The organism is Pseudomonas sp. BJa3, from assembly GCF_026343815.1.
In the GTDB taxonomy this organism is placed as follows: Bacteria; Pseudomonadota; Gammaproteobacteria; order Pseudomonadales; family Pseudomonadaceae; genus Aquipseudomonas; species Aquipseudomonas soli.
Genome location: NZ_JAOXMC010000023.1, coordinates 60,718 through 86,380, shown reverse-complemented (window position 1 = coordinate 86,380; position 25,663 = coordinate 60,718). Strand labels below are relative to the sequence as shown.

At 65.0% G+C, this 25,663-nt stretch carries 20 protein-coding genes, 1 pseudogene and 1 riboswitch; of the genes and pseudogenes, 14 read left to right on the top strand and 7 right to left on the bottom strand.

The annotated features are described in order from the left end of the window. Window positions 1-213 precede the first annotated feature (213 nt). The 8 genes from eat (at window position 214) to OH705_RS23690 (ending at window position 7,780) form a co-directional block, all read left to right on the top strand. Window positions 214-1,662 carry an ethanolamine permease gene (gene eat, locus OH705_RS23725; RefSeq protein WP_267303103.1) on the top strand — a complete coding sequence of 483 codons (1,449 nt, stop codon included), beginning with the start codon at window positions 214-216 and terminating at the stop codon, window positions 1,660-1,662. 49 nt (window positions 1,663-1,711) lie between these two features. Continuing rightward, the gene (locus OH705_RS23720) at window positions 1,712-3,106 is read left to right on the top strand and encodes an ethanolamine ammonia-lyase subunit EutB (RefSeq protein WP_038707272.1); all 1,395 of its coding nucleotides are present in this window, start codon (window positions 1,712-1,714) and stop codon (window positions 3,104-3,106) included. An 8-nt stretch (window positions 3,107-3,114) separates the two neighbouring features. Further along, a complete protein-coding gene (eutC, locus tag OH705_RS23715) occupies window positions 3,115-3,933 on the top strand; it encodes an ethanolamine ammonia-lyase subunit EutC (RefSeq protein ID WP_267303102.1) in 819 nt (272 codons plus the stop codon). 107 nt (window positions 3,934-4,040) lie between these two features. After that, window positions 4,041-4,499, top strand: a complete 459-nt coding sequence (locus tag OH705_RS23710; protein ID WP_023629652.1) for a GNAT family N-acetyltransferase — start codon at window positions 4,041-4,043, stop codon at window positions 4,497-4,499. A 309-nt stretch (window positions 4,500-4,808) separates the two neighbouring features. Next, complete coding sequence (locus OH705_RS23705; protein WP_023629651.1) at window positions 4,809-5,456, top strand: DedA family protein; 648 nt, start codon at window positions 4,809-4,811, stop codon at window positions 5,454-5,456. Window positions 5,457-5,463: 7 nt separating this feature from the next. Then, window positions 5,464-6,279, top strand: a complete 816-nt coding sequence (locus OH705_RS23700) for a zinc-dependent peptidase (protein WP_094012297.1) — start codon at window positions 5,464-5,466, stop codon at window positions 6,277-6,279. 91 nt (window positions 6,280-6,370) lie between these two features. Further along, on the top strand, window positions 6,371-6,898 hold the full coding sequence (gene ppa / locus OH705_RS23695; protein ID WP_003255365.1) for an inorganic diphosphatase: 528 nt from the start codon (window positions 6,371-6,373) through the stop codon (window positions 6,896-6,898). Window positions 6,899-7,081: 183 nt separating this feature from the next. After that, complete coding sequence (locus tag OH705_RS23690) at window positions 7,082-7,780, top strand: LexA family transcriptional regulator (RefSeq protein ID WP_267303101.1); 699 nt, start codon at window positions 7,082-7,084, stop codon at window positions 7,778-7,780. A gap of 253 nt (window positions 7,781-8,033) precedes the next feature. Here the strand turns inward: OH705_RS23690 and OH705_RS23685 are convergent, their stop codons facing one another. After that, a complete protein-coding gene (locus OH705_RS23685; protein WP_267303100.1) occupies window positions 8,034-10,973 on the bottom strand; it encodes a TonB-dependent receptor in 2,940 nt (979 codons plus the stop codon). Between the two features lie 170 nt (window positions 10,974-11,143). Between OH705_RS23685 and OH705_RS23680 the strand changes: the two genes are divergently transcribed. Both OH705_RS23680 and OH705_RS23675 read left to right on the top strand, forming a co-directional pair. Then, complete coding sequence (locus OH705_RS23680) at window positions 11,144-11,683, top strand: sigma-70 family RNA polymerase sigma factor (RefSeq protein ID WP_267303099.1); 540 nt, start codon at window positions 11,144-11,146, stop codon at window positions 11,681-11,683. Continuing rightward, window positions 11,676-12,605, top strand: a complete 930-nt coding sequence (locus OH705_RS23675) for a FecR domain-containing protein (protein WP_110605246.1) — start codon at window positions 11,676-11,678, stop codon at window positions 12,603-12,605. The genes OH705_RS23680 and OH705_RS23675 overlap by 8 nt, the downstream gene beginning before the upstream one ends. 321 nt (window positions 12,606-12,926) lie before the next feature. Here OH705_RS23675 and OH705_RS23670 read toward each other — a convergent pair whose 3' ends face one another. The 3 genes and pseudogenes from OH705_RS23670 to OH705_RS23660 form a co-directional block, all read right to left on the bottom strand. Beyond that, window positions 12,927-14,381, bottom strand: a complete 1,455-nt coding sequence (locus tag OH705_RS23670; RefSeq protein WP_267303098.1) for a hypothetical protein — start codon at window positions 14,379-14,381, stop codon at window positions 12,927-12,929. Window positions 14,382-14,597: 216 nt separating this feature from the next. Next, window positions 14,598-15,803, bottom strand: coding sequence for an RtcB family protein (locus tag OH705_RS23665; RefSeq protein WP_038707268.1), 1,206 nt, complete (start codon window positions 15,801-15,803; stop codon window positions 14,598-14,600). Window positions 15,804-15,842: 39 nt separating this feature from the next. Next, window positions 15,843-16,751: pseudogene (locus tag OH705_RS23660) on the bottom strand (slipin family protein); the annotation flags it as partial. A 1,225-nt stretch (window positions 16,752-17,976) separates the two neighbouring features. On the opposite strand from OH705_RS23660, the gene rtcR reads away from it, so the two are divergent. Both rtcR and ribB read left to right on the top strand, forming a co-directional pair. Further along, window positions 17,977-19,560: an RNA repair transcriptional activator RtcR gene (gene rtcR, locus OH705_RS23655; protein ID WP_267303096.1), complete on the top strand. Its 1,584-nt coding sequence runs from the start codon at window positions 17,977-17,979 to the stop codon at window positions 19,558-19,560. Between the two features lie 36 nt (window positions 19,561-19,596). Further along, window positions 19,597-19,738: riboswitch (FMN riboswitch) on the top strand. A gap of 80 nt (window positions 19,739-19,818) precedes the next feature. After that, complete coding sequence (gene ribB, locus OH705_RS23650) at window positions 19,819-20,469, top strand: 3,4-dihydroxy-2-butanone-4-phosphate synthase (protein ID WP_038707266.1); 651 nt, start codon at window positions 19,819-19,821, stop codon at window positions 20,467-20,469. 88 nt (window positions 20,470-20,557) lie between these two features. Here ribB and OH705_RS23645 read toward each other — a convergent pair whose 3' ends face one another. From OH705_RS23645 to OH705_RS23635, 3 genes are read right to left on the bottom strand one after another with little or no spacing between them, the layout of a single operon-like run. Further along, a complete protein-coding gene (locus OH705_RS23645) occupies window positions 20,558-21,751 on the bottom strand; it encodes an SGNH/GDSL hydrolase family protein (RefSeq protein ID WP_263159422.1) in 1,194 nt (397 codons plus the stop codon). Between the two features lies 1 nt (window position 21,752). Then, the gene (locus OH705_RS23640) at window positions 21,753-22,916 is read right to left on the bottom strand and encodes a DUF459 domain-containing protein (RefSeq protein WP_267303095.1); all 1,164 of its coding nucleotides are present in this window, start codon (window positions 22,914-22,916) and stop codon (window positions 21,753-21,755) included. Further along, window positions 22,903-24,318 (bottom strand): MBOAT family O-acyltransferase, encoded by a 1,416-nt coding sequence (locus OH705_RS23635; RefSeq protein WP_267303094.1) that lies wholly within the window; start codon window positions 24,316-24,318, stop codon window positions 22,903-22,905. Before OH705_RS23635 ends, OH705_RS23640 begins: the two co-directional genes overlap by 14 nt. Window positions 24,319-24,534: 216 nt before the next feature. On the opposite strand from OH705_RS23635, the gene OH705_RS23630 reads away from it, so the two are divergent. Beyond that, a complete protein-coding gene (locus tag OH705_RS23630) occupies window positions 24,535-24,777 on the top strand; it encodes an exodeoxyribonuclease VII small subunit (protein ID WP_011531978.1) in 243 nt (80 codons plus the stop codon). Continuing rightward, window positions 24,774-25,661, top strand: a complete 888-nt coding sequence (ispA, locus tag OH705_RS23625; protein WP_267303093.1) for a (2E,6E)-farnesyl diphosphate synthase — start codon at window positions 24,774-24,776, stop codon at window positions 25,659-25,661. Before OH705_RS23630 ends, ispA begins: the two co-directional genes overlap by 4 nt. Window positions 25,662-25,663: the final 2 nt, after the last annotated feature.

Sequence of the window (25,663 nt, the reverse complement as noted above, 5' to 3'; positions counted from 1 at the left end):
TGGTGATCTCAGAAATAAACCCGCGGGGTTTCTTCTACGCCCTAATCTGCGCGGGCCACGCCCGCGCCCCGGGGGGCGCGGGCTTGCCCCGCGATGAGGCCGATCAACCAAGCGCGGTTGTCGTGCAGCAACCGCTCTGGCTCGCTTCCTGCAGTACCTATCACCATCGGCCCGGAACCCTTCCGGCCACCAAGAAGAAAAACAGGTGAATCCATGCCAAGCGATCATTCCGCCGGCGCGCCGGCAAGCTCCTCCGTCGACTTCGAAAAGGTCAATTCCGAGTATTTCCAGCAACGTGAACTGAAAAAAGGTGCCGCCGGCTGGGTGCTGCTGGTGGGCCTGGGCGTGGCCTACGTGATCTCCGGCGACTACGCCGGCTGGAACTTCGGCCTGGCCCAGGGCGGCTGGGGCGGCATGTTCCTCGCCACCCTGCTGATGGCCACCATGTACCTGTGCATGTGCTTCTCCCTGGCGGAACTGTCGTCGATGATCCCCACCGCCGGCGGCGGCTACGGCTTCGCCCGCAGCGCCTTCGGCCCCTGGGGCGGCTTCCTCACCGGCACGGCGATCCTCATCGAGTACGCCATCGCGCCCGCAGCCATCGCCGTGTTCATCGGTGCCTACTGCCAGTCGCTGTTCGGCATCGGCGGCTGGATGATCTACCTGGCCTTCTACATCGTGTTCATCGGCATCCACATCTTCGGCGTCGGCGAGGCGCTGAAGCTGATGTTCATCATCACCGCGGTTGCCGCCATCGCCCTGGCCGTGTTCCTGATCGGCATGGTGCCGCATTTCGATGCAGCGAACCTGTTCGACATCGCCAAGACCGACGCCGTCGGCGCCAGCAGCTTCCTGCCTTTCGGCTATGTCGGTGTCTGGGCGGCGATCCCCTACGCGATCTGGTTCTTCCTCGCGGTCGAAGGCGTACCACTGGCCGCCGAAGAGACCAAGAACCCGAAGCGTGACCTGCCCCGTGGCCTGATCGGCGCGATGTTGGTGCTGCTGGCCTTCGCCTTGTTGATCCTGGTGGTCGGCCCCGGTGGCGCCGGTTCCGAAGCCCTCAAGGCCTCAGGCAACCCGCTGGTCGAGGCGCTGTCGAAGGCCTACGGCGGTTCGACCTGGATGGGCGGCTTCGTCAACCTGGTGGGCCTGGCCGGCCTGATCGCCAGCTTCTTCTCGATCATCTATGCCTATTCGCGGCAGATCTTCGCGCTTTCCCGCGCCGGCTACCTGCCACGCAAACTGTCCGAGACCAACAAGAGCAAGGCCCCGGTACTGGCCCTGGTGATCCCCGGGCTCATCGGCTTCGCCCTGTCGCTGACCGGCCAGGGCGACCTGCTGATCCTGGTGGCGGTGTTCGGCGCCACGCTGTCCTACGTGCTGATGATGGCCGCGCACATCACCCTGCGTATCCGCCGCCCGAAAATGGAGCGTCCGTACCGCACCCCCGGCGGCATCTTTACCTCGAGCGTGGCCCTGGTACTGGCCTGTATCGCCGTGGTCGCCGGCTTCCTGGTCGATCCGCGGGTGGTGATTGGCGCCGCGGTGATCTATGCAGTATTAATTGCCTACTTTGCGTTCTACAGCCGCCACCACCTGGTGGCCGGTACACCGGAAGAGGAATTCGCCGCGATCCAGAAGGCCGAAGAGGCCCTGCACTGATTGCCGACTTGCGCCGCAGGCCAGCCCTGCGGCGCCCTGGAGATTCTGTATGGCAAGTTTCACGCATACCGTGGGCCACCAGGTCTACCGCTTCGACAGCCTCAAGGAGGTGATGGCCAAGGCCAGCCCGGCACGCTCGGGGGACTACCTGGCCGGCGTCGCCGCCAGCAACGACGGCGAGCGGGTGGCCGCGCAGATGGCCTTGGCCAACATCCCGCTCAAGCACTTTCTCAGCGAAGCGCTGATCCCCTACGAACAGGACGAAGTCACCCGCCTGATCATCGACACCCACGATGCCGCGGCCTTCGCCGCGGTCAGCCACCTGACCGTCGGCGGCTTGCGCGACTGGCTGCTCAGCGACCAGGCCGACGAACACAGCCTCAGGGCCCTGGCCCCCGGCTTGACGCCGGAAATGGCCGCCGCAGTGTCGAAGATCATGCGCGTGCAGGATCTGGTGCTGGTGGCGCAGAAGATCCGCGTGGTCACCGCGTTCCGCGGCACCATGGGGCTGCGCGGGCGGCTGTCGACGCGCCTGCAGCCCAACCACCCCACCGACGAGCCGGCCGGTATCGCCGCGAGCATTCTCGACGGCCTGCTGTACGGCAACGGTGATGCGATGATCGGCATCAACCCGGCCACCGACAGCATCGCCTCGATCTGCGCGCTGCTGGAAATGCTCGATGCGATCATCCAGCGTTACGACATCCCCACCCAGTCCTGCGTGCTGACCCACGTCACCACCTCGATCGAGGCGATCAACCGCGGCGTGCCGCTGGACCTGGTGTTCCAGTCCATTGCCGGCACCGAAGCGGCCAACGCCGGCTTCGGCATCAACCTCAACGTGTTGCAGGAGGGCTACGAGGCCGGCCTGTCACTCAAGCGCGGCACGGTCGGGCAGAACCTGATGTACTTCGAGACCGGCCAGGGCAGCGCCCTGTCGGCCAACGCCCACCACGGCGTCGACCAGCAGACCTGCGAAACCCGCGCCTATGCGGTGGCCCGGCACTTCAAGCCGTTCCTGGTCAACACCGTGGTCGGTTTCATCGGCCCGGAGTACCTGTACAACGGCAAGCAGATCATCCGCGCCGGCCTCGAGGACCACTTCTGCGGCAAGCTGCTGGGCGTGCCGATGGGCTGCGACATCTGCTACACCAACCACGCCGAAGCCGACCAGGACGACATGGACACCCTGCTGACCCTGCTGGGCGTGGCCGGGATCAACTTCATCATGGGCATCCCCGGCTCCGACGACATCATGCTCAACTACCAGACCACCTCGTTCCACGACGCGCTCTATGCCCGCCAGACCCTGGGCCTCAAGCCCGGGCCGGAATTCGAGGCGTGGCTGGAACGTACCGGTATCTTCACCCAGGCCGATGGCCGTATCCGCTTCGGCGACAACCTGCCGGCGGCCTTCCGCCAGGCCCTGGCACAGCTGGCCTAGAGGTGAGCATGGAACGACACACCCCCACCCCCGACAACCCCTGGCTGGCCCTGCGCAACCTGACGCCGGCACGCATCGCCCTGGGCCGCACCGGCATCAGCCTGCCGACCGGCGCCCAACTGGACTTTCAGTTCGCCCATGCCCAGGCCCGCGACGCCGTGCACCTGCCCTTCGACCACGTCGGCCTGCGCCAGCAACTCAGCGAGCACGGGCGCGACAGCATGCTGCTGCACAGCGCCGCCAGCGACCGCCACCAGTATCTGCAACGCCCGGACCTGGGCCGACGCCTGCACGAGGGCTCGGCCCAGTGTCTGCGCGAGCACGCCCAGGCCAACCCTGGCGGCGTCGACCTGGCCATCGTTGTTGCCGATGGCCTGTCGGCGCTGGCCGTGCACCGCCACACCCTGCCCTTCCTGAGCCGCTTCGAGGAACAGGCCGCCGCCGATGGCTGGAGCAGCGCCCCGGTAATCCTGGTGGAGCAAGGCCGGGTCGCGGTGGCCGACGAAGTGGGTGAGCTGCTCGGCGCACGCATGACGGTGATGCTGATCGGCGAACGCCCAGGCCTGAGTTCACCCGACAGCCTGGGCCTGTACTTCACCTACGCGCCGAAGGTCGGCCTGACCGACGCCTACCGCAACTGCATCTCCAATGTGCGCCTCGAAGGCCTGAGCTACGGCATGGCCGCTCATCGCCTGCTGTACCTGATGCGCGAGGCCTGCAGGCGCCAGCTGTCGGGGGTGAATCTGAAGGACGAAGCCGAGGTCCATAGTATCGACAGCGAAGATTCTGCCGGGAAAAGCGGAAACTTCCTGCTCGGTGAAGGGTAAAAAACATGTCACCGAAGGCGGATTGCGCTTCTAGCCTGCTTTAGGCAGCATGCCAGTGGACGCTGCTGGCAATCCGCCATATTCCCAATGGACTCAGAGGCCCGCCCATGCGCATCATCCAGGCAACCTTGGAACACCTTGACCTGCTCACCCCATTGTTCGTGAAATACCGCGAGTTCTATGGGCAACTGCCTTACCCGGACAGTTCGCGGGCCTTTCTCGAAAAACGCCTCAAGCGCAAGGAATCGATCATCTACCTGGCCCTGCCGGATGATGGCGATGACCGCCTGATGGGCTTCTGCCAGCTCTACCCGAGCTTCTCGTCGCTGTCGCTCAAGCGCGTGTGGATCCTCAACGATATCTATGTGGCCGAAGACTCGCGGCGCATGCTGGTGGCCGACAACCTGATGCGCGAGGCCAAGAAGATGGCCAAGAAATCCAACGCCGTGCGCATGCGCGTGTCCACCAGCAGCGACAACGAGGTGGCGCGCAAGACCTATGAATCCATGGGCTTTCGCAAGGACACCGAGTTCGAGAACTACATCCTGCCGATCAGCCAGGATTGAAGTCCGTACGGAAAATTTCGCACAGAGCCTGATCGATACGTCGGCATATCGTGCAGTGTGGGAGCGGGTTTGCCCCGCGATTGCCAGGACGCCCCTATCGCAGGGCAAGCCCGCTCCCACGAAACCGTATGCCCCCATATTGTCGTAACCCCCCGCTACAAACTCTCCGGGCACAATCCGGACTTCGCCGTATAATCCCCCTCCTGTCATGTGCGAAAAGTTACCGGCACAACCGGTAAACCTCCCCAACCATGGCACTGTCCGTCATCGCGTGCCCGTAGAAGCGGGTCAAGAACACAGGTGCTGTACATGGATTTCAACCCGCTGGACCTCATCCTGCATCTCGATGCCTACCTCGATCTGCTGGTCAACAACTACGGTCCCTGGATCTACGCCATCCTCTTCGCCGTGATCTTCTGCGAGACCGGCCTGGTGGTCATGCCGTTCCTGCCGGGTGACTCGCTGCTGTTCATCGCCGGCGCCGTGGCCGCCGGTGGCGGGATGGACCCGGTACTGCTGGCCGGCCTGCTGATGGCCGCGGCAATCCTCGGCGACAGCACCAACTACGTGATCGGGCGCACGGCGGGCGAACGCCTGTTCCGCAACCCCAACTCGAAGATCTTCCGCAAGGACTACCTGCAGCGCACCCACGAGTTCTACGAGCGCCATGGCGGCAAGACCGTCACCCTGGCGCGCTTCCTGCCGATCCTGCGTACCTTCGCGCCGTTCGTCGCCGGTATCGCCCACATGCACTACCCGCGCTTCCTGGCCTTCAGCGTAGCCGGCTCGCTGCTGTGGGTGGGCGGCCTGGTGACCCTGGGCTACTTCTTCGGCAACGTGCCGTTCATCAAGCAGCACCTGTCGCTGATGGTGGTGGCGATCATCCTGCTGTCGCTGATACCGATGATCCTTGGACTGCTGCGCGGCCGTTTCGGTCGCACGGCCAAGGCCCACTGACCTGGGCATGTGGTCGTTCAGCGCCTGGCGGCGCCGGCGCACCCTGGCCCGCTATCCGGTCGATCCACAGCTGTGGCAGGTGATCCGTGATCGCCTGCCGCTGCTCGACGGCATCAGCGACGAAGAAGACCGCTGGTTGCGTGACGCCTGCGTGCTGTTCCTGCACGACAAGCACCTGACCACCCTGCCCGGCGTCGAGCTGGACGACGAGCAGCGCCTGTTCCTCGCCGCCCAGGCCCAGTTGCCGCTGCTGCACCTGGGCGAGCTGAACTGGTACCAGGGCTTCCACGAGATCATCCTCTACCCCGACGACTTCAAGAGCCCTCAGCGCCACCGCGACAGCAGCGGGGTCGAGCATGCCTGGGACGCCGAGCACAGCGGCGAAGCCTGGCAGCAGGGACCGGTGATCCTCGCCTGGCCCGGCGTCCTGAGCAGCGGCGGCTGGGAAGCCTACAACCTGGTCATCCACGAACTGGCGCACAAGCTGGACATGCTCAACGGCGATGCCAACGGCCTGCCGCCCTTGCACAGCGGCATGCGCGTGGAGGACTGGGCCCAGGCCATGCAGCAGGCCTACGACGACCTGAACCGCCAGCTCGACGCCAACCCCGACGCCGAGACGGCCATCGACCCCTATGCCGCGGAAAACCCGGCCGAGTTCTTCGCCGTCACCAGCGAATACTTCTTCAGCGCACCCGACCTGCTGCATGAGGCCTACCCGAAGGTCTACCAGCAGCTGTCGCTGTTCTACCGCCAGGATCCGCTGGGCCGCCTGGCACGTCTGCAGGCCGAGCACCCGGACTACCGCGCCAGCCACGGCTGAAAGCCGCACATCAGGCCGGGCGTGGCACCCACTGTGGGAATGTGCCTATAATCGCCGCCACTTTTTTGATCAAACACGGGGGCATTGCCCAATGAGCTACAGCAAGATTCCAGCCGGCAAAGACCTGCCGAACGACATCTACGTCGCCATCGAGATCCCGGCCAACCACGCGCCGATCAAATACGAGATCGACAAGGACAGCGACACCCTGTTCGTCGACCGTTTCATGGCCACCCCTATGTTCTACCCGGCCAACTACGGCTTCATCCCCAACACCCTGGCCGACGACGGTGATCCGCTGGACGTGCTGGTCGTGACCCCGTACCCGGTCGCCCCAGGCTCGGTGATCCGCGCCCGTCCCGTTGGCGTGCTGAACATGACCGACGACGGTGGCGGCGACGCCAAGGTCATCGCCGTTCCTCACGACAAGCTGTCGCAGCTGTATGTCGACGTGAAGGAATACACCGACCTGCCTGCCCTGCTGATCCAGCAGATCGAGCACTTCTTCGCGAACTACAAGGATCTCGAGAAGGGCAAGTGGGTCAAGATCGAAGGCTGGGAAGGCGCAGACGCCGCCCGCGCCGCGATCACCAAATCGGTCGCAGCCTACAAGGGCTGAACCTGACACGAAGAAAACCCTGCTCCGGCAGGGTTTTTTTATGGACATTCGCCGCAGCCTGGCGGCCTATCGACTTATCCTACGCAATCCTAAGGCGCACCCTACAATTCAACACGTTTCCTACAGATCACTTCGACATCGGGTTGATTTCCACGCACTTCAAGGAACTATAGACTCGCTGTCATGAAAACATCCGGCGACCGTCTCAAAGCCCTCCTTTTGGAGTGCAACCTGACCCCTTCAGACTTTGCCGCCCAGCGCAAGATCACGCCGCAGCACGTCAACAACTGGTTCAAACGCGGCGTGCCCCAAGCCCGACTCGAGGAGATAGCCGATCTGTTCTGCGTCCGCATGCGCTGGCTGCGCAGTGGCGAAGGCCCGAAGCATCCGACCCCGCTTCGCCCCGTCCGATCCACCTGTTCTGCCAGTCCCTTGCCGCCGCCACTGCTGGCCTTGGACACGGACATGGCGCATTTGCCCCTGCATCACCTGGAGCAGGGCCGTCTGCAAGTTCTGCCCGGGCACTACCAGCCGGTCCCCCGCCGGGCCCTGGAGGCCCTGGAGGTCACAACGGCAAACGCCATCTGCCTCGGCATGCCATGCAACAGCATGGCCCCCCTGCTGCCCCAAGGCGCCCTGTTGGCTATCGACTGCGGCTTTACCCGGGTCGTGGAGGGCGAGTGCTATGCGCTGCTGCACAATGGCCGTCTGCGAGTGCAGCGTCTCTCCGTTGGCCACAACGGCACGCTGTGCCTGCACAGCCATGACCGCCTCAACCACCCCAGCGAACGCTACACAGCCTATCAACGTCGCGTGCAGAAGCTGGAAATCCTCGGCTGGGTGTTCTGGTGGTCATGCCTGCGCCCTATGCGTCCGGGCTGAAACACCTCGCACCACTTTTTGCTGGGCAGGGACCCCGCACACGGGTATGCTACGCGGCACATCATGCCCCCTGATGGTGCAAGCCGCATTCCAGAGGGCCTGGCGACGCCTCACACAGCCGTCCGCCATCTTTTTCCGGCCATGTTGCCAACCGTTTAAGGCGGTTGCGGCTTATCAAAAATGAGCCAAGACCGTCCCCGAGAAGCCGGCCACAAGCCGGCTTTTTAATGCCTGTCGACAAGCAAGGCACCCCTCAGAATCGCGCCACCATCCCCACCCGCCAAGTCCGTCCAGGTGCCGGCATGAAGCTCTGCGCCAGCGGATCCAGGTAGTAGCGGTCCGTCAGGTTCTGCACCGACACGTTCAGTTCGGTGTGCTCCAGCACCTTGTACTTGAGGAACAGGTCGAACAGCGCCACCGAGCGATAGTCGATCTGCGGTGTGGTGGCGCCGGTCTGCCAGGGCTTGTCCATCTGCGCGGTGGGCCCCGAGGTATAGGTCATGCGCCCGCCCACGGTCAGCGCCTCGTCGAAGAAGCGCAAGCCGGTGAGCAGATTGGCCGAGAAGCGTGGCGGGTTCTGCGTGTTGGTGTATGAGCCCATGTAGCTGCCCGGCGTGCAGTCCGGGGTGTCGTGGGTACGTTGGTACTGATTGGCGCTGGCGCGCAGCTTGCCGGCAAAGGCCGCGTCGCAGGTCTCGGTCATCAGGTAGTAGGTGGCCGACAGGTCGGCGAACACCCGTCCGGCATCGTAGTGCGACTGCAACTCCAGGCCGCGGGTGTGGAAGCTGTCGGTGTTGCTGAAGGTCATTTGCCCCCACAGCCCCGGGCTTGGGTCATAGTAGCGGGTGATGTAGTTCTTGATGTCGTTGTCGAACCAGGCCAGCTTGGCCGACGCCTCGTCACCCGCGGTCAGCAGGTCGCTGCGCAAGGCACTCACGCCCACTTCCCAGCTGCGTGAGCGCTCGGGCTTGAGGTGCTTGCCCGGGGTGACCTGCTGGGTACCCTGGCTGGTCTCGAACAGCGAAGGCAGGCGCAGGCCCTGGGTGTAGGACGCGTACACGAAAGTGTCGGGGAGGAACTCGACATTGATGCCGAAGGCCGGCGAGAAACCACCGCCGCTGCTCTTGCCCTGTGGGGTGTAGTCATAGCCGGTGACCACTCGGTTTACACCTTCAGGATGGACAACCACATTGGTCGCGCCGGACTCATTGAACGGCACGCCATTGAACGGCTCGTTGCTGTTTTCGAAGACAATGCCGTTGTTCAGGCGCGGGTCGGTGGCGTCGGTGTACTGGCCGTTCTGGTCCGGGAACCATATCATGCTGCCCCAGTGCCCCGGGCTGCTGGCGGTGATCCAGCGCATTTCGCGCTCCTCGCGGCGCGCCTCGGCCAGCACCGTGTTGTCCTTGGTTCGGTAGTGGGCATAGCGGCCGCCGCCCCACAGCGTCACCGTCTCGACAGGCTTGTACTCCAGGTTGCCGTTGAAGCTGAACTCCTGACGCGAGGCATCGCGCAACATGCGGTTGGCGTTGATGTCGTGCTGGGTGGCCACGACGCTTTTCTGCGGCTGCAGGTCCTCGAGCTGGAAGGCACCGCCCAAGTCGAGCTTGAAATCGCCATGGGCGGTGGTGAAGCGCGACACGTTGCTCAGGTCGCCGCCGATGCGGCGGTTGTCCTGGCGCGACCAGGCGCGGTCGGTGCGGAACAGCTGCGACTTGGGCGCCATCCAGGCCGCGCTCAAGGTGCTGGTCTTCGAGTCGGTCATCCACAGGTTGCTGGTGAGGTCCACCCACGGATTGCCCTCGGGCAGGTAGTGATAGCGCGCGGTGTAGGTGTCGATCTCGATTTCGCTGGTGGGGTACTGGTAGATGCCGGCGGTGCCGTAGCGGAAGATGTCCGACGGCATGATCTCGCCCATGTGCCCGTCGAAGCGCCGGTAGCCGAGCTCCAGGGTGTGGTCGTCGGCCAGCCGCCAGGTGGTCTTGAGCAGGTAGGAGTCGGTCTCGAACGACGAGTTGAGCACTTCCTCGCCGGCATTGTAGGTGTTGGCGACACTGGCCTGCTCCTCGCCCCAGCGATCATAGAGGCGGTAGCGGTCCTGGCCCTTCTTGCCGGAGAAGTAGTTGCCCTGGTTGCGGTGCGCATAGGCCGCCATCAGGTCGAAGCGCTCGTGGGAATAGGCGAAGGCGGCGCTGCCGGACTCGGCCTTGGAGCCGAACAGGCTGCTGCGCTCATCACGCGGTGCCGCACTCAGGTCCTCGTCGCGGGAATGGCGGTTGCGGTGCTCGGGTTCGACGCCGTTGTTCCACAGGTTGCCGGTCAGGCGCACGCCGACGTCCTTGCCATCGACCAGGATGTCATCCACGCCGATGGTCTTCATCTCCACCGAGCCGCCAATAGCCCCCGATCGGGTACTGGGGCCCTTGTTCACGGTGACGCTGCTGATCAGGTCGGGGTCGATGTAGCTGCGCTGCTGGGTGCCGCCGTAGCCCCGGTAGACATCCACCGCCTGCTCCGAGCCATCGACCCTGACCGCCACCCGGCTCTGCCCCTGGATGCCGCGAATGTTGACGTCCAGTGCGCCGCCGTTGCGGCTGTCGCCCACCTGCACGCCGGCCACGCCCTTGAGCATGTCGCCCACCGACACGGTGCTGAAGCGGTCGAGGTCTTCACGCGACAGGTGCACCGTCGAACGCGGCGCGCGGTAGGTGTCACGCTGCGGGTCGACCATTTCGCTGGAGGCGACCACGGTCGGTGTCAGCTCGGTTGCCGTCGCCGATGCCTGGGCCTGGGCCTGGGCCTGCGGGATGAGGATGTATGCCCCCCGTGAGGTGGGCAGCAGTTGCAGGCCGGTATTGGCCAGCAGGCGCCGGGCGCCCTCCTGCACGGTGTAGCGGCCCTTGAGCGCTGGCGCGGCGCGGCCGCGGGTCAGGTCGGGATCGTAGGACAGCAACAGCCCCGATTGCTTGGCGAACACGCCCAGCGAGGTGCCCAGCGGCCCCTGGGCGATATCGTAGTCGCGGCGCGTGGCGTCGTCGGGTCGGCTGTTCTCGGTTGCCGCCGGGGAAGCCTGGGCCAGGCTTGCGCCAGAGCCCAGCAAACAGCCGAGCACCGCGCACCGTACGGCGAAGCTGATCGGGGACAAGCGTTGCGATGGGCGCGAAACAGGGGGAAGCCGATAGCTGGCGGGCATGTTTTTCTCGCTCGTGAGGTCAGTGCCCGGCACTCGATGCGGGCTTGCACCCCTTCTGTCGCACGACAGCGAAAAAGGTATATGCGTGCGATTCGCATTTTCACTTGATCTTGTGATTTAGCCAAATCTAGTGATAATTGTTTGCATTTACGCCCTTGACCCCGCTGCCCATGACCCTCTTCAAGAACCCACCACGGCACATCCAGCACTGCGCCGTGACCGCGCTGTACGTCGAACACCACGCCTGGTTGCGCGGCTGGCTGGCGTATCGCTTGCGCTCCTGGGGGCGTGGCGTGGCCGATGACCTGGCCCAGGACATTTTCGTGCGCGTGCTGGCCAGCCGGGACACCACCCAGCCCGATACCCTGCGCCAGCCACGTGCCTACCTGGCCCGTATCGCCAATTGCGTCCTGGTCAGCTGGCGTCGGCGGCATTCCCTTGAGCAGGCCTGGCTCGAGGCCCTGGCGTTGGTGCCCGAAGTCGAACATCCGTCGCCCGAGCAGCAGAGCGTGATTCTCGAGACCCTGCACGATATCGATGCCGTGCTCGACAGCCTGCGGCCACGGGTCAGGCAAGCCTTCCTGATGGCAACACTGGACGGCATGAAGCAGAAAGACATCGCCCAGGCACTGAACATCGCCTTGCCGACGGTGAAGAAATATATTCACGAGGGCTACGTCGCCTGCCTGAGCCAGATGCCCGATGAGTGACCAGCCCCCCATCGCCCAGGCCATTCTCGCCCAGGCCGCCGCCTGGCTGCTGTTGATGCAGGAAGGGCCGCTGACGCCGGCACAACAGCTCGAACTGGAGCACTGGCGATACCGCGACGCCGAGCACGAACGTGCTTGGAACCGGGCACAGCGCCTGCTCACCCGCCTCGGCACCCTGCCTCCCACCCTGGCCCGACAGACGCTGGTGCGCCCCGACAGCAGCCGGCGCACCGTGCTGCGCAGCCTGCTGGTGTTGCTGGGCGCGGCACCACTGGGCTGGTGGGCATGGCGGCGCAATGAAGGTGGCACCGAGTACTTGACCGCCTTGGGCGAACGCCGGGATGTGCTGCTGGCCGACGGCACCCAGGTTTCCCTCAACAGCCACAGCGAGCTGAGGGTGCGCTTCACGGCCGAGCAGCGCCTGCTGCACTTGCGCCGGGGCGAGATATACATCGTCACCGCGGCGGACCCGTCGCGGCCTTTGCGGGTGCGGACCGGGCAAGGCCTCATGCAGGCGTTGGGCACCCGCTTCAGCGTGCGCCAGTTTCCCCAGGAGACCCTGCTCGCGGTGTACGAAGGCGCCGTACAGGTCCAGCCCGAAGCCGCCGGCGGTGTCATCGTCCAGGCAGGCTCGCAGCTGCGCTTCAGCCGTGATCGATTCGATCCACTGGAGGATGCACGCGACGCCCAGCTGGCCTGGCGCAATGGCCTGCTGATAATCGACGAGATGCCGTTGTTGCAATGGACCCAGGAACTGATGCGCTACAGCGACCAGCGCCTGGTCTGCGACCCGGCGTTGGCCGAGTTGCGGGTTTCGGGCAGTTTCCCGGTCGACGACCTGCCCCTGGCCCTGGCCATGTTGGCCCAGAGCCATAAGCTGCGTACCCGCAGCGAGGCCGGCGGGATATTCATCAGCCGCTGACATCCCGCAAGCCCCCCAGCAGATACCGTGTAACGCGAAGAAATGCCAGCACCTGGCTATTGCCCCGGCACCGCCGCCAATCGGAGTGTTCGTATTGCAATAAATTCTCATCAAGGCAATCCCATGCCCCCAAGCTTTTCCTCACCGGCCGACGATAGTGGCAGAGCCTCGCCGGCACACTGGCGCAGGCTCGCTATGAACGCTTCCCGAGGCTGGGACACGGCCCGATGCTGGCAGCCTCGCTGCATAGGGTGGTGGAAGGGATGTACAGCAAGGGCCGCCCGCAGGCGCCGGCCAATCACTTGGCCCGCGCCTCACGCATCAGGCCTGGCGAGCGGGCTCGGACGCTGGCCGGACCGGCGTCTCGATGAGGCTTCTCCAATGCTCGATGATGGTTTCCGGCACACCCAACGACTTGCGCAGCGCCTCTACACGCTCCACCGGGTAATTCGCGAAACGCTCGTTCATGAAGTCGAGGTTGGGATTCTTGCCACTCTTGTCACCATCGCAGACGCGGTACAGCGTAACCTTGGTTTTCCGGGTGCACGGCAGCAGCACGTTACGCTCGAGTTCATCGTCGAGCCACCCATAGCGGTGGCAGCTGGTACCCCCGGTATCCCCCGGGGCGCACATATCGCGCACATCATGACTGATCTTCGCTTCACGGTCCTTGATGATCCGCGGCCACAGCTCGGCGGCGAAATCGGCGTACATCTTCGCGGCCCTGGCCACTGTGCCGGTCCCAGGCTGGCCATAACTGGACTGCAGCGGGCTGCGTAGCGTGCCATCGCGTCCCAGGCCCTTCGGATCGACAAAAGCCATCTCCTGGAACAACGCAAGTTGTACACCGGCAGCAATCAGGAACACGCCGAAACCGAGCTTGGCGTACTTCTCGTTCATCAGCGTGCCCAGCATTCCCCCCGGGCCCGAGAGGTAAGTGGTCTCGTACTTCTGCAAAAGCGCGTACAATTGCTGGCGATCTTCCGGCAGCGTGAGATCGAGTGATTCCTTGGCCGGCAGGTATTCGGTCTCCAGGTGCTGCTGGATGCTCTTGATCGAGCCGTCGATGCTATCGATCAGGCTTTGCTGCAATTCACCACCGACAATCCTTTTGAGCTCAACATAGACCTGGTCGAAGTAGCTCGGCACGCCTGGCGGAAAGGCCTGTTCGAACAGTGCCTTGCCAATTGCACCACCAACAGCGGAGGCCAGTGACGAGGCAAGCTTGCCACCGAGCTCACCGAATGCCGCTGCAACGACATCCGTCGAGCTCAGTTCCAGATCCGCTGCTGGAGAGTTCACCTGGCCAACTGCCTCGATGAACAGCAACTGGCCATCCTGCCCCACCACCACATCCTTGAACAGGTACACCAGCTGCCCGTAGTTGGTAGTGCGCAACAGTGCCACCGAACGGACACGACAGCCGTTGTACGGTTTGCCGAGAAACGCAAAGCTCTCCTCCTGCAAGGTTTCGCCTTCCAGCAATGGCGTTTGACGCTCCACAGCCTGGCGGATACAGGCAGTACGCGCGGCATGCTGCCTGAGCACCGAATCGCGCAACGTCGGCAAGGTATCGGCCGAGGTGAGCGGGATAGCGGACATCAGCCTGGTCATCTGCTGCAGACGCTCTTCATCCACGTCCTGCTCGCCATACTGTGCGAGGTAACGCAGCAGGTGTTGACGGGCATAGTCCGGGGGCGCCTCGGCTTGCACTTTGGCAATGCCAAAGAGGAAACTCACGTTGGTGACCTGATCGAGCTCTTTCGCTACCTGCATGACGACTCCTGTGTCACTTCAATCAACCGGGTGGGTGCGGAAAATCGTGAACTGCTGGGGTTCGAGTGGCACGGTCGGGCCGTGAACGGCTGACCGGAAAGCAAATAGATATCAAAGCGCCATCATGAATACCGCAATCCGTTTGAGTCGGCAATACGCCTGTGACACTCGGTCGAGCACTCGAACAGCTGCTCCAGAGCAGCCCAGTCGCCCGCTTCAACCTTTCACACACACCACCTGCCGCAGGGTGTGCACCACTTCGACCAACTCACGCTGGGCCTGCATCACTGCATCGATATCCTTGTAGGCCATCGGGATCTCGTCGATCACATCCTTGTCCTTGCGGCACTCCACGTGGGCAGTGGCGCGCTGCTGGTCTTCGACCGTAAAGCGGCTCTTGGCCTTGGTGCGGCTCATCACCCGCCCCGCACCATGGCTGCACGAGCAGAACGATTCCTCGTTGCCCAACCCACGCACAATGAAACTCTTCGCGCCCATGGAGCCAGGGATGATGCCCAGCTGGCCCTTCTGCGCCGACACCGCGCCCTTGCGGGTCACCAGTACCTCGCGGCCGAAGTGCTGCTCTTTCTGCACATAGTTGTGGTGGCAGTTGACCGCCTCGAGGCTGGCCTCGAACGCTTTGCCCAGCACCTTGCGGGTGGCGGCGACCACCGCCTGCATCATCAGTTCGCGGTTGTGCCGGGCGAAGTCCTGCGCCCACTCCACCGCCTCGACATAGTCGGCGAAGTGCCGGCTGCCTTCCTCGAAATACGCCAGGTCACGGTCCGGCAGGTTGACCATGTGCTGACGCATGTCGGCCTGCGCCAGTTCGATGAACAGGTTGCCGATTGCGTTGCCGACGCCACGCGAGCCGCTGTGCAGCATGAACCAGACGCGGTCGGCCTCGTCCAGGCAGACCTCGATGAAGTGGTTGCCGCCGCCCAGTGTCCCCAGGTGTTGGCGGTTGTTGGTCTTCTCCAGGCGCGGATGCTTGTCGGTGATTGCCTTGAAGCGCCCGGCCAGGCCGCTCCAGACCTGGTCGGCCTGGTTCGGCACGTTGTCCCAGGCCCCCTGGTCGCGACGGCCGAAGGTCTTGCCATGGGGCACGGCCTTCTCGATGGCTGTACGCAGGCCATGCAAGTTGTCCGGCAGGTCACGGGCATGCAGCGAGGTACGCGCGGCGATCATGCCGCAGCCGATGTCCACGCCCACCGCCGCCGGGATGATCGCGCCCACGGTGGGGATCACGCTGCCGATGGTCGAGCCCTTGCCCAGGTGCACGTCCGGCATCACCGCCAGGTGCTTGAAGATGAACGGCATCTTCGCCGTGTTCATCAGTTGCTTGCGAGCGTCGTCCTCGACCGGCACACCGTCGGTCCACAGCTTGATCGGCTTGCCGCCCGCCACTTCGAGTATGTTCATTGCCTTGTTCCTTGCTGCGTTACGTCGTGTCGCACAGGGTCAACCCGCCTTGAGGCTGACCATGCCATTCAATACCTGATCCAGGCCACCGAACACCGAAATCCGGTCGATGCGCTCGGCCACCCGCTCCAGGGTTTCCAGCTCTTTCAGGCGCAGGGCCGTCGGGTTGCCTTCCATCACCTTGGCAGTGTTGAGCAGCGAGCGGGTCGCCTGGGTTTCCTCACGCCGCCGGATCACGTTGGCCTGGGCTGCCTTCTCTGCCTCCACCACCTGCGCCAGCAGGGTTTTCATTTCGCCCGGCAGGATGATGTCGCGCAGCCCGAGGCTACCTACTTCCAAGCCACTGCCCGGCAACTGCGCCTGCAGGTGCTCGGTAACGCTGTCGTCGATCAGTTGTTTGTTCTCCAACAGCTCATCGAGGGTCCGGGTGCCCACCGCCGCACGCAGGCCGAACTGCAGCTCGCGGTACAGGTGCTCAACCGGCTTGCTCATCTGCCCATGGGCACCGAGCACGTCGGTATAACGCCAGTTGGCCACCAGACTCAGGCGCAGGTTGACCTTGTCGCGGGTGAGAATCTCCTGGCCGCTCACCTCCAGTGCCTGCAGGCGGGTGTCGACCATCTCCACCGCTACCTGGCTGCCGCAACGCCAGTAGCCATGCTGTCCGGGCTCGAGCAACCCGGCCACCACGCCGTCGATCTTCAGCACGCCGACATGGAAGGCCGGCACCAGCGCCAACAGCACATGGTCCATGCCGGCGATACCCGGGCGATTCAGGCGGGTCACCAACTCGGCGTCCAGGCACTGGCCATGGGTCAGGTCGAGACGTTGCAGCTCGTGTCTGGCCTGGTCTTTCCAGTAGGCACGGCGGCTGTCCGGCGGCAGCACTTCGACCAGCTTGCCGTCCTCGAAGCGCAGCCCGACCTCATGCTCGCTCAGGTCCATGCACACCAGGTGCTGGTCCATGCCACGGGCGAGCAACTCCCGGACGTTGACGTCCGAAACAGGGCGACGCGTATCCACCGTGTCCACCACTACCTGGGCGCCGCAGCGCCAGAATCCATGCTGCCCGGCCAGCAGCAGGTCGACCACGACACCATCGATGCGCAGCACACCGACGCTGAAGGTCGGCACCGTCACCAGCAGCACGTTGTCCATGCCGGCGATTCCCGGTTTGTTCAGGCGTGCCAGCAGCTCGGCGTCCAGGCGCCGCCCCTGGGCCAGGTCGATCCGCGTCAGGCTCTGCCGGGTCTGACCTTTCCATTGCAGGCGGCGGCTGTCAGTTGCCAACAGTTCCTTCAACTGACCATCCTCGAAACGCAGGCCCACTTCGTTTTCGGCCATGTCCAGGGTAAGGAAATACTGCTCGACCAACTCCGGCTCATGTTGGCGCAGATAGCGCTCGAGGGGATAGTCGTGCAGCGGGGAATCCTGGGGGCAGGTCTTCAGCGTCAGCCGCCCCTGCCAATCGAAACGCTTGTACTGGCCCGGCTCGAGGATCGCCTCGAAATCGCCATCGTTCAGCAACAGGCCGTGTTCGTTCTTCTTCACTACAAAGCGCTTCAACATGTTCATCTTGCTCATCCTTTGTTCAATGTCCTTGGTTGCCGGGGTCGCCACCCCATCGGGCGTCGCGAGCGAAGCCTGGCGGAGTCCGGGGCCGGGAGCATTGCTCCAGCGGCCACCATCGTTGCGCCAGGCCCGGCCGGCGAGCCGGGTGGGCCAGCGGCGGGCCAGGCGTCCTTCGCAGTGACGGGCCGTCCTGGCCCTGCTTGCGTTGCCTGTGCCCACCCGGCGGGTGTTGCGGTTACAGCTACCTTAGGAGGGTAGTGCCGGGGCTTTGCCCGGCGAGCGTCTGCGCCGGCCTTTCCAGGGGCCCAGCGCAGCAATGACCGGTCGTTGCGGCGGCGGCATGCACGACACCGACACCTGAAGGTGGGTACGTGCACCGGCGGGGGGTTCCCCTGTCCCGAGGGCCTGCCTGGCGATGCGGTCGAGAGGGATATAGCGAGCGGCGCGCCAGGTTTTCATTCGTCCTTGAAAAATCTTTTAATTATCTGATTTATAAGCATTTATTTTTTATTGCGCGTTAGGCTGCACATTGCAACGTGTCATACCTATTTCACTTTTCGTATATCCTGCGATACATATTTATCTTTTTGGATAATCACGGATGACCAAGCCCTTTGTTGCCATCGGTTTTCTCGGCACCACCCTCGACCGCAACGGCAAGGATGCGGCGCGCTGGAACAGGTGGCGGCCAACCATCGGCCTGTGCCAGCAACCCGACCTGCCCCTGGACCGCCTGGAACTTATCCACGGCCCCGGCGCACGCGACCTCGGCCTGGCCGAGCGCATCCGCGCCGACATCCAGCAGGTCTCGCCCGGCACCGAGGTACGCCTGCACCCGCTGGCGCTGCGCAACCCGTGGGATTTCGAGGAGGTCTACGGCGCCCTGCACGACTTCGCCAGCGGCTACAGCTTCGACACCGAGCACGAGGACTACCTGGTGCATATCACCACCGGTACCCACGTCGCGCAGATCTGCTGGTTCCTGCTCACCGAGGCGCGCTACCTGCCGGCGCGCCTGGTGCAGACCTCGCCCTCGCGCAAGCACGACGAAAACAGCGACCCGGCCGGCATCGCCACGCTGATCGACCTCGACCTGTCGCGCTACGACCCGATCGCCTCGCGCTTTCGCCGCGAACAGGTCGAGGGGCAGTCGCTGCTCAAGTCAGGCATCGCCACGCGCAACCCGGATTTCAACCGCACCATCGAGCAGATCGAACGGGTCGCCCTGCGCTCGAAGGCGCCGATGCTGCTGGTCGGCCCGACCGGCGCCGGCAAGTCGTTCCTGGCCCGGCGCGTCCATGAGCTCAAGCGCGGTCGTCACCAGTTGGGCGGTCGCTTCATCGAGGTGAACTGCGCCACCCTGCGCGGTGACGGCGCCATGTCGACCCTGTTCGGCCACGCCAAAGGCGCCTTCACCGGCGCGCAGAACGCCCGCGACGGCCTGCTGCGCGCCGCCGACGGCGGCATGCTGTTCCTCGACGAAATAGGTGAGCTGGGCGCCGACGAACAGGCCATGCTGCTCAAGGCCATCGAAGAAAAGCGCTTCTTCCCGCTGGGCGCCGACCGTGAGGTGGAAAGCGACTTCCAACTGATCGCCGGCACCCACCGCGACCTGCGCGCCAAGGTCGCCGACGGCTCGTTCCGCGAAGATCTGTTCGCCCGCATCAACCTGTGGACCTTCGCCCTGCCGGGCCTGGCCCAGCGGCGCGAAGACATCGAGCCGAACCTGGATTTCGAGCTGCAGCGCCACGCCCGTGAGCAAGGCCGCCAGGTGCGCTTCAACCTCGAAGCCAAGCGCCGCTACCTGGCCTTTGCCCACGCCAGCGAAGCACGCTGGGCCGGCAACTTCCGCGAGCTGTCGGCATCGATCACGCGCATGGCGACCCTGGCCGACAGCGGGCGCATCGACGAGGCACTGGTCGAGGAAGAGATCGAACGGCTGCGCTATGCCTGGGGCCTGGAATCGGCAACCGAGCCGCTGCTGGACGGCCGCGAACTGGACCTGTTCGACCAGGTGCAACTGCAGGCGGTGATCGATGTGTGCCGCCGCACGCCTAGCCTGTCCGAGGCCGGGCGCCAGCTGTTCGCGGTGTCGCGGCAGGAGAAGGCCAACCCCAACGACGCCGACCGCCTGCGCAAGTACCTGGCGCGGTTCGGACTCGACTGGCAGCAACTAAAGTCGTAGGGCTTGCCAGCAGTCCGCCACCGTGGGGTATGCTTGCCCGGTCTTCAGGGCGGGGTGAAAGTCCCCACCGGCGGTAAATCGAAAGATGAGCCCGCGAGCGCCCCGGCCATGCCGGGGGTCAGCAGATCTGGTGAGATTCCAGGGCCGACGGTCATAGTCCGGATGAAAGAAGGCGTTTGGCAGGGGCCGCCCAGGCGCCCTTGCGCGCGCATTTTGTTCGCCCCGAGACGTTCATCGATCATTCACGAGGAGCGTTTCATGTCCACCCCGCTTAACAAGCAATTCCCCAACGTCAGTGCCGCCATCGCCGCCTTCCAGGCCGGGCGCCCGGTGCTGCTGCTCGACGACGACGACCGCGAGGACGAAGCTGACATCGTCGCTGCCGCCGAGAACCTTTCACTGCAGACCATGGCCATGATGATCCGCGACTGCAGCGGCATCGTCTGCCTGTGCCTGGACGAAGCCACCGTCGACGCTCTGCAGTTGGCGCCGATGGTGCAGAACAACCAGGCCCGCCACGGCACCGGCTTCACCGTCACCATCGAAGCCGCCGAGGGCGTCAGCACCGGCGTGTCGGCGCAGGACCGCATCACCACGATCGAAGCCGCGCTGCGCTCTACCGCGCAACAGCGCCACATCGTCAGCCCCGGCCATGTATTCCCGCTGCGCGCCCGTGACGGCGGCGTGCTGACCCGTCGCGGCCACACCGAAGGCTCGGTGGACCTGGCCCGCCTGGCCGGCCTGCGCCCGGCGGCGGTGCTGTGCGAGTTGATGAACCCCGATGGCAGCATGGCCCGCGGCGAACAGGTGGCGGTGTATGCGCGGCAGTACAACCTGCCGGTGCTGACCATCGAGGAGCTGGCGCGCTATCGCGAGGCGATGGTTGAGCTGGAGGCCGAGCCGGCCTGATCCAAAGGCATCGCGGGGCAAGCCCGCTCCCACGCCAAGTACCAAGGTGCTTCGTGGGAGCGGGCTTGCCCCGCGATCAGGCCAGGCCTCAACGCAACCCCAACGGTCCCTTCAGAAACTCATACAAGCCCGCCGCACTCTTGCGATAGCCATCGGCTGTCAGATGGACAAGATCAGGCCGCGCCAGCCCCTGCGCCTGCCAGCCGGCGATCGAGCACGGCCCGCCCATGAACCCCTGCCAATCCCAGAACAGCGCCTTGTGCTTGCGCGCCATCTGCTTCTGTATACGGATCACCGAGGCCAGCGGTTGCGGCTGGCGCGCCGCGCAACTGCGCGCCTTGCGCTGCTTGATCGAGTCCGGTGGGCCGACCAGCAGGATCGCCGTCTGCGGCAGGTCTTTGCGCAAGCCCGTGAGGGTCGCCTCCAACTGCGTCTGGTACAGCGCCAGGTCGAGCTTGTCGTCGAACGCCTCATTGGTGCCGTAGGCCAGGATCACCAGGTCCGGCCGCACGGCCTTGAGGCTGTCGCGCCAACCCGCCTGCCACTTGTCCACCACCTCCAGGCGCGCGCCGTTGATGCCCAGCGTCGAATAGGTCACACCGGCATTCTTCTGCCCCTGCAGGTACCAGCCACCCAAGGCGACGCCACGGCCACCCTCCACCGTCAGGTGCACCGGCAGGCCGACATTGGCGAACGCCGGGCTGAAGCGCCACTGGCCATTGCTGGCCGGCAACACCCGACGCTGGCCGCCATTGACCAGCAGGCTGGCAGTCCCGCTGGACTGGTACAGCGCCGAGACCTTGTAGCGCTGGCGGTCCTCGTCACGCGCCTGCAGCATCACGCTGGAGCGGTTGGCCTGCGGCAGCGACAGGTAGCCACCCAGGGGAAACTGCTGGCTCTGCTGGTTGCGCGCCGACACCAGCTCCCACTGGCGCTTCTCGCTCTTGATGATCACCCGGTCGTTGCGAATCCCCGGCACCGGCGAGGCTGGCACCAGGCCGATGCCGCCATCGCCGTAGCGCGCCTGTAACAGCTTGCGCAGTTCGCCGCTAAACAGGTCGGCGGCGGTATGCGAGTCACCCAGCTGGACGATGCCGACCGGGGCACGCCCGGCATTGCGCAGCTTGCTCGCGAGCAGGGCGACGTTGCCGTCCTGGCGAGTGACGGGCGTGGCGGTGGGCCGCGCCGCGGGCTGGGCGCTCACGCTGTTGGCGCCGGTGCTGCAACCCGGCGCGGCGCTGATCAGCAGGGCCAGGCCCAGCAGGTGATGCCATTGGCGCATCTCAATGTCCTGTTACGGTCAGGCCAGGGAAGCTGATCAGCGACAGTACCTGTTCGGCGATCATCTTCTGGCCTGTGATGGTGAAATGAATGCCGTCGTCGACCCGCACCTTCACCCGCTTGCCCTGCGCGGTCTGCACCGTGTACGAGAAGCTGGCGTCGGCGTAGCCGAGGATCGGGTTGGCCGACACGTAGTGCTGGCCGTACAGCGCGGTCTGCTCCTGATAGAGCCCGCTGAGGTAGCCCATGGCGGTGGACAGCCGCGCCTTCTCCATGTTCGGCGGCCCGACCCAGATAACCTGCACGTTATGCGAGCGGGCCTGTTCGAGGATCGAATCGATCCGCGCGCGATAGGCCACCTCCCATTCCGGCGACTTGAAGCGCAGGAACGGCTTGCCCTTGCCCTGAGGCATGTCCCACGGGTCGTTGGGGCCGAGGAACACCACCATCAGGCGCACGTTCGGTTCGTGGTCGAGGGTCTCGGCCACGGTCTTCGGCCAGTTGAAGAAGCCCGGGTAGGCAAGGCCGGTGCTCTGCTTGCTGAGGTTGACGGTGCGGATCTGGTAGCGCTTGCGCAAGCTGTTGGCCAGGTGCGGGGCAACGCCCTGCATCAGCGAATCGCCGACCAGGAACACCTCGTCACCGGCGGCCAGGGAGGCCACGGTGCCGGGTTGCAGCAATGCCGGCGCCGGGACTGGTGCCGGAGTTGCCGCTGGCATTGGCGCTGACGCCGGCACTGCCGCGACGGGCTGGGCGACAGCGACGGGCGCGGGCACAGTAGCCGGCGCCGGCGTGTGCGCCGCACCGTGCGGCAGCGGCTTGGCCAGTGCCGCCGGGGTCTGCAGGTCGACCGTGACCACCGGTATCGGCGCGGGCAGCACCTCGGGCAGCGGCGCTTCGGCCACCTGTGGCGCTGGCTGCAGGCGCTCGAGCAGGTCGTCGCGGTGCGCCTCGAGCAGCGCCGTCAGTTGCGCGCCCGTGCGCCAGGCCGGCATCTGGCCCAGCAGCGGGATTTCGCAGCTCTGGTGGTACTTCTGCTGGCAGTAGAGCTTGATCGAATCCTGGTTCAGCCAGAACAACAGCGCGGTAGTGACCACGATCGCGTACAGGCCACGGGCGGCGCCCATCTGCACCTGGAACAGCTGTTTGCTATCAGAAGCTTGCATAGATGAACCCCGGCACGCCCGACTGCGAAGCGAAAATCACCAGCGACACGCCGACCCCGAGCGGGATCGGGTACAGCTGCCACGGCAGGCGCTGGAAGGCCGCGCCGCTCTGGCGCAGCAGCACCAGCCATTGTGGATAACTGGCCACGAACAGCACGCAGGCCAGCAGCATCAGGCCCGTGGCACTGTTCAGGCCCGCCAGGCTCAGTTGGGCGATGTCACCGAGCATCTCCAGCGCGCCCTCCAGCGTCGGGCTGCGGAAGAAGATCCAGGCGAACGCCACGTAGTGGAAGGTCATCAACCGCGCCAGCAAGCCCGATCCCGGCAGGCGGGCAAACCCCGGGCACCACTGGCTGAACAGCTTGGAGATGGCCAGGCCCACGCCGTGCAGCGCGCCCCAGATGATGAAATTCACGCTCGCCCCGTGCCACAGCCCGGACACCAGCATCGCCAGCAGCATGTTCAGGTTGCCGCGCCATACCCCCTGGCGGTTACCGCCCAGCGGGATATAGACGTAGTCGCGGATGAAGCGTGACAGGCTGATATGCCAGCGCCCCCAGAATTCCTTGAGGTTGTGCGCGGCATATGGCGCGTCGAAGTTGTCCGGCAGGCGGAACCCCAGCAACAGGGCGATGCCGGTGACCAGGTTGGTGTAGCCGCTGAAGTTGAAGTAGATCAGCAGGCTGTAGCCGTACACGCTCAGCAGCACCTGCTCGGGGGTGGCGCTGCCCGGGGTGTCGAACACCGGGTCCACCCACTCGCTGCCCAGCCAGGCACTGAGGAAGAACAGCTTGACCACCGCCATCGCGATCAACCCCAGTGCCCGCTGCGGCTCCAGCACCTGGCGCATGGCTGGCGGGCGGATCTGCGGCAGCATGTGCAGGGCGCGGTTGACCGGCCCGGCCACCAGGCTGGGGAAGAACGCCAGGTATAAGGCCAGGTCCAGCGGCGCCGACGGCGCCAGCTCGCGCCGGTTGATCGACACCAGGTAGCTGACCGAATGGAAGGTGTAAAACGACAGCCCGATCGGCACCAGCACTTCCAGCAGCGGCAGCGCCACGTCGAACCCGGCGGTGGCCAGCGCGGCCTGCGCGCCTTCGACGAAGAACGCCTGGTACTTGAACAGGTAGAAACAGCCCAGCACCAGCGTCAACAGCAGCACGCGGCTGAACCAGCGCCCGGGGTAGCGCCCCTCCAGCAGGCCGAGCAAGTACACCAACACGCTGTAGCCCAGCAGGATGTAGAGCGACTGCAGGCTGAAACTGGCTACCAGGCCATAGCTGGCCGTCAGCAGCAGCAGGTTCTGCAGCCGGACACTCCAGCACAGGCTCCAATAAAGCAGGAAGAACAGCGTGAAACAGAGGCCGAATTCGATCGAGAGGAAGCTCACAACGTAGTCCATTACATGACGTCGGGGAGGGAAGCCGCTGGCCCGCGAGCCAGAGCGCGCGGATTATGGCAGAGGGCCGCCACCCCCACAATTCGATTGCTTCGCAGATTGCAAGACGGGCCGCTGGGGACAAGTGCAACAAAATGCGACGAACTCCCCCTGCAATTTGCTCCCCCTGCCCCGCTCTGCTAGTGTCGCGCCGTTCTGGACACCACCGAGACTGTCGCCATGGCCCGCAAAAAAGCCTCCATCGATTTCGAACAATCCCTCGCCGACCTGCAAGCCCTGGTCGAGCGCCTGGAGAACGGCGAACTGTCGCTGGAAGAGTCGCTGGCCGCCTTCGAGCAAGGCATTGCCCTGACCCGCGATTGCCAGGGCGCCCTGGCCCAGGCCGAGCAGAAGGTGCAGATCCTGCTGGAGCGTGACGGCGAGCTGGCCGCGCAGCCGTTCGACGCGGAGCCCGAGGCATGATCGCCCAGTACCAGGCAAGTGCCCAGGCTCGGGTCGACGCGACCCTGGAACCCTTGTTCCAAGCCCCCTCCAAGGAGCTCGAGCGCCTCTACGCGGCCATGCGCTACAGCGTGATGAACGGCGGCAAGCGCGTGCGCCCGCTGCTGGCCTACGCCGCCTGCGAGGCCTTCGGCGTGCCGGCGGAGCAGGCCAACGGCGCTGCCTGCGCAGTGGAGCTGATCCACGCCTACTCGCTGGTACACGACGACCTGCCGGCCATGGACGACGACGACCTGCGCCGCGGCCAGCCCACCACTCACAAGGCCTTCGACGAAGCCTGCGCAATCCTCGCCGGCGACGGTTTGCAAAGCCTGGCCTTCAACGCCTTGCTCGACCCGCGCCTGAGCCCGCAGCCAGACGCCATCCGCCTGCAGATGGTCCAGGCCCTGGCCAAGGCGGCCGGCCCCGCGGGCATGGTCGGCGGCCAGGCCATCGACCTCGGCTCGGTGGGCCTGAAGCTCGACCAGAAAGCCCTGGAGTACATGCACCGGCACAAGACCGGCGCGCTGATCGAAGCCAGCGTGCGCCTCGGCGCCCTGGCCAGCGCCCGCGCCGGGCAGGTCCAACTCGATTTGCTGCAGACTTATGCACAGGCCATTGGTCTGGCGTTCCAGGTGCAGGACGATATCCTCGACGTGGAGAGCGACACCGCCACCCTGGGCAAGCGCCAGGGGGCCGATATCGCCCGCGACAAGCCAACCTACCCAGCGCTGCTCGGGATGGAGGCGGCCAAAGCCTATGCCTTGGAGCTGCGCGACCAGGCGCTGGCCGCGCTGGCAGGCTTTGGCGACAATGCCGAGCCACTGCGGGCGCTGGCTCGCTACATCGTCGAGCGCCGCCACTGAGG

What these genes read in the sequence shown, in the direction of transcription:
- eat (WP_267303103.1), top strand. Translation starts at nt 214, where the DNA reads ATGCCAAGCGATCATTCCGCCGGCGCGCCGGCAAGCTCCTCCGTCGAC.
- OH705_RS23720 (WP_038707272.1), top strand. Translation starts at nt 1,712, where the DNA reads ATGGCAAGTTTCACGCATACCGTGGGCCACCAGGTCTACCGCTTCGAC.
- eutC (WP_267303102.1), top strand. Translation starts at nt 3,115, where the DNA reads ATGGAACGACACACCCCCACCCCCGACAACCCCTGGCTGGCCCTGCGC.
- OH705_RS23710 (WP_023629652.1), top strand. Translation starts at nt 4,041, where the DNA reads ATGCGCATCATCCAGGCAACCTTGGAACACCTTGACCTGCTCACCCCA.
- OH705_RS23705 (WP_023629651.1), top strand. Translation starts at nt 4,809, where the DNA reads ATGGATTTCAACCCGCTGGACCTCATCCTGCATCTCGATGCCTACCTC.
- OH705_RS23700 (WP_094012297.1), top strand. Translation starts at nt 5,464, where the DNA reads ATGTGGTCGTTCAGCGCCTGGCGGCGCCGGCGCACCCTGGCCCGCTAT.
- ppa (WP_003255365.1), top strand. Translation starts at nt 6,371, where the DNA reads ATGAGCTACAGCAAGATTCCAGCCGGCAAAGACCTGCCGAACGACATC.
- OH705_RS23690 (WP_267303101.1), top strand. Translation starts at nt 7,082, where the DNA reads ATGAAAACATCCGGCGACCGTCTCAAAGCCCTCCTTTTGGAGTGCAAC.
- OH705_RS23685 (WP_267303100.1), bottom strand. Translation starts at nt 10,973, where the DNA reads ATGCCCGCCAGCTATCGGCTTCCCCCTGTTTCGCGCCCATCGCAACGC.
- OH705_RS23680 (WP_267303099.1), top strand. Translation starts at nt 11,144, where the DNA reads ATGACCCTCTTCAAGAACCCACCACGGCACATCCAGCACTGCGCCGTG.
- OH705_RS23675 (WP_110605246.1), top strand. Translation starts at nt 11,676, where the DNA reads ATGAGTGACCAGCCCCCCATCGCCCAGGCCATTCTCGCCCAGGCCGCC.
- OH705_RS23670 (WP_267303098.1), bottom strand. Translation starts at nt 14,381, where the DNA reads ATGCAGGTAGCGAAAGAGCTCGATCAGGTCACCAACGTGAGTTTCCTC.
- OH705_RS23665 (WP_038707268.1), bottom strand. Translation starts at nt 15,803, where the DNA reads ATGAACATACTCGAAGTGGCGGGCGGCAAGCCGATCAAGCTGTGGACC.
- rtcR (WP_267303096.1), top strand. Translation starts at nt 17,977, where the DNA reads ATGACCAAGCCCTTTGTTGCCATCGGTTTTCTCGGCACCACCCTCGAC.
- ribB (WP_038707266.1), top strand. Translation starts at nt 19,819, where the DNA reads ATGTCCACCCCGCTTAACAAGCAATTCCCCAACGTCAGTGCCGCCATC.
- OH705_RS23645 (WP_263159422.1), bottom strand. Translation starts at nt 21,751, where the DNA reads ATGCGCCAATGGCATCACCTGCTGGGCCTGGCCCTGCTGATCAGCGCC.
- OH705_RS23640 (WP_267303095.1), bottom strand. Translation starts at nt 22,916, where the DNA reads ATGCAAGCTTCTGATAGCAAACAGCTGTTCCAGGTGCAGATGGGCGCC.
- OH705_RS23635 (WP_267303094.1), bottom strand. Translation starts at nt 24,318, where the DNA reads ATGGACTACGTTGTGAGCTTCCTCTCGATCGAATTCGGCCTCTGTTTC.
- OH705_RS23630 (WP_011531978.1), top strand. Translation starts at nt 24,535, where the DNA reads ATGGCCCGCAAAAAAGCCTCCATCGATTTCGAACAATCCCTCGCCGAC.
- ispA (WP_267303093.1), top strand. Translation starts at nt 24,774, where the DNA reads ATGATCGCCCAGTACCAGGCAAGTGCCCAGGCTCGGGTCGACGCGACC.